Origin of the sequence: Streptomyces fuscigenes (genome assembly GCF_021556455.1) — a bacterium.
GTDB classification, from domain to species: Bacteria; Actinomycetota; Actinomycetes; order Streptomycetales; family Streptomycetaceae; genus Streptomyces; species Streptomyces fuscigenes.
Map to the genome: position 1 here is coordinate 1 of NZ_JAKGCV010000709.1, position 1,812 is coordinate 1,812.

At 73.5% G+C, this 1,812-nt stretch carries 3 protein-coding genes and 1 pseudogene; all 4 read right to left on the bottom strand.

Going from position 1 to position 1,812, the window contains the following annotated elements:
- Positions 1 to 107: 107 nt before the first annotated feature.
- Positions 108 to 707, bottom strand: coding sequence for a GTP-binding protein (locus L1885_RS27955; RefSeq protein ID WP_372482052.1), 600 nt, complete (start codon positions 705 to 707; stop codon positions 108 to 110).
- The gene (locus L1885_RS27960; RefSeq protein ID WP_235799937.1) at positions 688 to 1,050 is read right to left on the bottom strand and encodes a DUF742 domain-containing protein; all 363 of its coding nucleotides are present in this window, start codon (positions 1,048 to 1,050) and stop codon (positions 688 to 690) included. Before L1885_RS27960 ends, L1885_RS27955 begins: the two co-directional genes overlap by 20 nt.
- Positions 1,047 to 1,472, bottom strand: a complete 426-nt coding sequence (locus L1885_RS27965; protein WP_235799938.1) for a roadblock/LC7 domain-containing protein — start codon at positions 1,470 to 1,472, stop codon at positions 1,047 to 1,049. Before L1885_RS27965 ends, L1885_RS27960 begins: the two co-directional genes overlap by 4 nt.
- Positions 1,469 to 1,812, bottom strand: a pseudogene (locus tag L1885_RS27970) (hypothetical protein); the annotation flags it as partial. The pseudogene L1885_RS27970 and the gene L1885_RS27965, both read right to left, overlap by 4 nt.

Consider the following 1,812-nt stretch of genomic DNA (forward strand, 5'->3'; position numbering starts at 1 on the left):
TGCCGGCACCGCGGGAGCGGGGCCCCGCGCGGACCGTTCCCCCGCGAAGCCGCCGCGCCACGCGGCGAACGGTGCCCTGGAGCCGCGCGGCGGCCCGCCGCGGCCGGTCACACGGGCGCGGGGGCCAGCGCGATGAGATGGGTGACGAGCGCCACCAGCGCGACCTTCGCGCTGGCGTGGTCCCGGGCGTCGCACACCACGAGCGGTGTGTCGATCTCCAGGTCCATGGCGTCCCGCAGCTGTTCGAGCCCGTACTCGGGTGCGTCGTCGAATCGGTTCACGGCGACCGCGTAGGGCAGGCCCAACTCCTCCATCAGGCCCATGACGGGGTAACTGTCCCCGAGTCTGCGGGTGTCGGCGAGCACGAGCGCGCCGAGGGCGCCGCGCGCGAGGTCGTTGACCACGGACCAGAAGCGCTGCTGGCCCGGCGCGCCGAACAGGTAGAGCACCAGGTCGTCGGTGAGCGAGATACGGCCGAAGTCCATGGCGACGGTGGTGGTCGTCTTGTGCGGCACACCGCTCAGGTCGTCGGTGCCGACGCTCGCGGCCGTCATCACCTCCTCCGTGAGCAGCGGCCGGATCGCCGACAGCGTCTTCACGTAGGTGGTCTTGCCGACCCCGAAGTGGCCCGCGACCAGGATCTTGACCGTCGTCTCGTCGCCGCGCAGATGGGTTCCCGCCGCGGATTCAGAGTGCTTGGAGTCCAGCAAGGACCGCCTCCAGAAGATCTCGGTCGGCCCGCTGGGCCTTCAGCATCGTGGACCGGGTCGTGATGTGTCCGGTCTCCATCAGGTCGGCGAGCACGATGCGCAGCACGCTGAGGGGCAGCCCCAGGTGGCCGCCGATCTCGGCCACCGACAGGGCACCGGGCGCGCAAAGTTCGAGCACCGCCAGTTGCTCGGGTGTGAGGTTGGCACGGGACAGGCCCTGGTGGAGGATCTTGACGAGGGTGACCTGGTCGAAGGTGTTGCGGCTGGGCGCCGACCGGCCGCCCGTCACCACGTACGGGCGGACCAGGCCGCTCTCCCGCCCGGGGCGGGCGGGCGTCATGAACCAGTACCCGTGGCGACGCGCGGGGCGATTCCCAGTTGCTTGCCGAGCCGGTCCACGGTCTCCTCCATCGCGTAGCTGACGTTCTCGACGTCCGCGTCGGCGTCGGCGGCGAGGGCCAGATAGCTGCCGTCCCCCGCGGCCATCACGAACAGGTAGCCGGTGCGGTACTGGATCATCGTCAGCTCCCAGGCCCCGTCGCTGTCCGCGAACTGGGCGGCCTCCCGGCTGAGCGCCTGCATCCCGGACACGGCGGCGGCCATCCGGTCGGCCAGGTCCCGGTCGGTGTCCTTCGACGTGGCCGACATCAGGCCGTCCGCCGACAGGAGGATCGCGCGCAGCGTGTGGGGGGTGCGCAGCAGTTCGTCAAGGATCCAGCCCAGATCGCCGACCGCCTTGGGGGTGGACGTGGAGTGGGTCATTGGTCTGTGGTCCTCTCGTCTGTGTTCCGGCGCTGCCGCGCGCTGCGGATGCCGCGCGCGAACGCTCCGACCGTGCGGCTGGAATTCGTGGGCGGCTGGGCCGCGGGCAGGCCCTCCGCCAGGGACGGGCGCACCGACCGGCGGCGGCGCTGGGGCAGCCCGTCGGGCCGGGTGCGCGGGGGCTCCTCGTCCGCGGGAGCGCCGGCGCCCCCGGAGCGGGGCCCGGGGACGCGGCCGTCCGGGCCGCCCCGCCCGCCGGGGCCGGACGGCGCCGCCGGGCCGTCGCCCGGGGTGTCCTCGTGCGGCCGGCTCTCCGCGGGCAGCGGCTCGGCGCTGCGGG

Bases quoted from the DNA above. Each gene is read 5' to 3' on its own strand.
- L1885_RS27965 (WP_235799938.1), bottom strand. From the start codon at position 1,472: ATGACCCACTCCACGTCCACCCCCAAGGCGGTCGGCGATCTGGGCTGG.
- L1885_RS27960 (WP_235799937.1), bottom strand. From the start codon at position 1,050: ATGACGCCCGCCCGCCCCGGGCGGGAGAGCGGCCTGGTCCGCCCGTAC.